Below are 2,184 nucleotides of genomic sequence, written 5' to 3' on the forward strand. Positions count from 1 at the left end.
GGGCTATTACCTGCTTCGTATCCGCTTCTGTTCGTGGGTGCGCCCAGGTGAGTTGCTGCTTGGTGGACGTGATGCGCTGGTGATGGCGTTTTCCACGGCCAGCTCGACGGCGACAATGCCTGTGACCTACGCTTCGCTCAAAGATCGAGTGGGCCTGCGTGAACAATCGGCGAGTATGGGGGCGTTGGTTGGGGCGAACTTCAACAACGACGGCACGGCGCTGTATGAGGCGATGGCGGCGCTCTTCATCGCACAAATGATCGGGATGGACCTTAGATTCCAACAGCAATTGATAGTGGTGCTGACAAGTATCATCGCTTCCGTTGGCGCTGCCGGTATTCCCGAAGCGGGTCTGGTGACGATGACCATGGTCTTTACTGCCGTCGGACTGCCAGTGGAATACATCCCTGTTCTACTGACGGTGGATTGGTTTCTCGATCGCTGCCGTACGGCGATCAATGTGATGGGGGACATGAATGTCAGCTGTCTGTTGGACGGAAAGTACAAGGAAGGGGCGTAATCGTTGTACGAAGGTAATCTGAGCTCAAGCTATGCGGCTTTTGCCGGGCGCCAGCGAAGGCCGACGTTCAGAAGCTCTTGCAACAGATCCTTGTACTGGTAGTCGACCTTCTTTGCCGAATCGGCGAAATCTTCATCTTCTGCGATCTGTGGGTTGGGATTCGCCTCAAGGACGTACAAGTGTCCTTCGGCATCCATGCGCATATCGATTCGAGCGTAACCGCTTAAGCCGAGCGCCCGATAAACTCGCTTCGCCAGATCCTGAATGGCCTGTGCCTTCCCATCCGGTAAATTGTCGGCTTCTTTTGAGATGATTCCATACTTCAACTGATACTTCCGGCTCCATTTTACTCGCTCGGTGGCGATGCGCTTCGCGTCATCGGGTAGCTTGTCCATGATGAGTTCCCAGACCGGCAGCACTTGCAGTTGGCCGTTCCCGATGACCCCCACGTAGAGCTCGCGCCCTTCGATGTATCGTTCAATCAGAGCCCCGCTCCCCACGCTGTTGTGGACGAAGGCGACTCGTTCGGCGAGCTTCTCGTCATCCGCGACGATCGAGGCTTGGGAGATGCCGAGAGAGGCTTCTTCGTTGACCGATTTCACGATCAAGGGGAACGTCAGCGATTTGGGCCGTTTCACCGTGCGGCCTTGAGGCACTTCGATGAACTCCGGGTATGGAATCTTATGGAATGCCAGCACTTTCTTCGTTAGGACCTTGTCACGAGCCAGCATGAGTCCGCGTGGATTCGAGCCGGTGTAGGGCAGGTGCAAGAGTTCGAGGTACGACACGACATGCTGATCATAGACGGCCACGCCGTCGAATTCTTCCAGAAGATTGAAAGCAATGTCGGGTTTCCACTGCTCAATCGCTGAATGGATCACGCCGAGATCGCTTTTGACTCCGAGCGGGTACACTTCATGACCTAGCTTTCTGAGGGTTGAGACTACGTCGTACTCAGTCCGCCATTCGACGATTTTCACGTCATAGCCGGTCACTTCTTCGGGTGGCACCAGATCTTCGTGCATGAGGACCAACACGCGCAGTCGCTTCATAAGGCCACCCGATGCCGTCCGCTCCGCAAGAAATTCATGGTGTGAACGGTTAGTAGGATAGTGAAATCCAGCTTGGCCTGTTCCTCCGCGACAGGCACCCTGAGATCCAGCTCTCGGCATCGTCGGATCATGTCCTCCAGCACCTGGTCGATGGTGTATTGATACTCGCCGGTCCAACTCGCGACCTTTCGACGCACTTCACGGCGAAAGCGATTGAGAAAGCTGGCGGCCCTGGGCTTGGACGCGTGGCTCGGCATGGCGGAAAAGAGTCGCTTTAAGTCAGGGTCATACTGCAACTGCCGGTCGATGCCATAATGTCTCCGCTTGCGCTCATAGTGCTCCCGCAGGGTCTTTTTGAGATTTGGGAGCGAGTCAACTTCTTCTTGCGTCGTGACGCAGGGTGACACCCCCCGAAGCTCCTTCATCAGGCCATCGACATACTTGAGCTTCTTGAGCACGGGCCAGCCTCGATATCGCTCTTCCCAGAGCGAGTCGGGGGTCAACCAGACGGCAAAGGTTTCAGCGAAGTCCTCGTCCGGGTGGCTTTGCGCATACCACAAATCCAAGTGGCGTACAAAACTTCTACTGTAGGGACGCGGGGAGTAATACCTC

2 protein-coding genes and 1 pseudogene are annotated in these 2,184 nt (G+C 55.8%); 1 reads left to right on the forward strand and 2 read right to left on the reverse strand.

All coding sequences use genetic code 11. The features are described from left to right. Window positions 1–520: dicarboxylate/amino acid:cation symporter (locus ACOSYY_RS06205; protein WP_421661395.1), on the forward strand; the 520-nt coding region annotated here is incomplete at its 5' end. 29 nt (window positions 521–549) lie between these two features. Here the strand turns inward: ACOSYY_RS06205 and ACOSYY_RS06210 are convergent. Both ACOSYY_RS06210 and ACOSYY_RS06215 read right to left on the reverse strand, forming a co-directional pair. Further along, entirely contained in the window at window positions 550–1,572 is a 1,023-nt protein-coding gene (locus ACOSYY_RS06210) for a D-alanine--D-alanine ligase family protein (protein WP_421661396.1), read from the reverse strand. Next, window positions 1,569–2,184 (reverse strand): annotated as a pseudogene (locus ACOSYY_RS06215) (putative zinc-binding metallopeptidase); the annotation flags it as partial. The pseudogene ACOSYY_RS06215 and the gene ACOSYY_RS06210, both read right to left, overlap by 4 nt.

The sequence above is a fragment of the Nitrospira sp. BLG_2 genome (assembly GCF_049222245.1).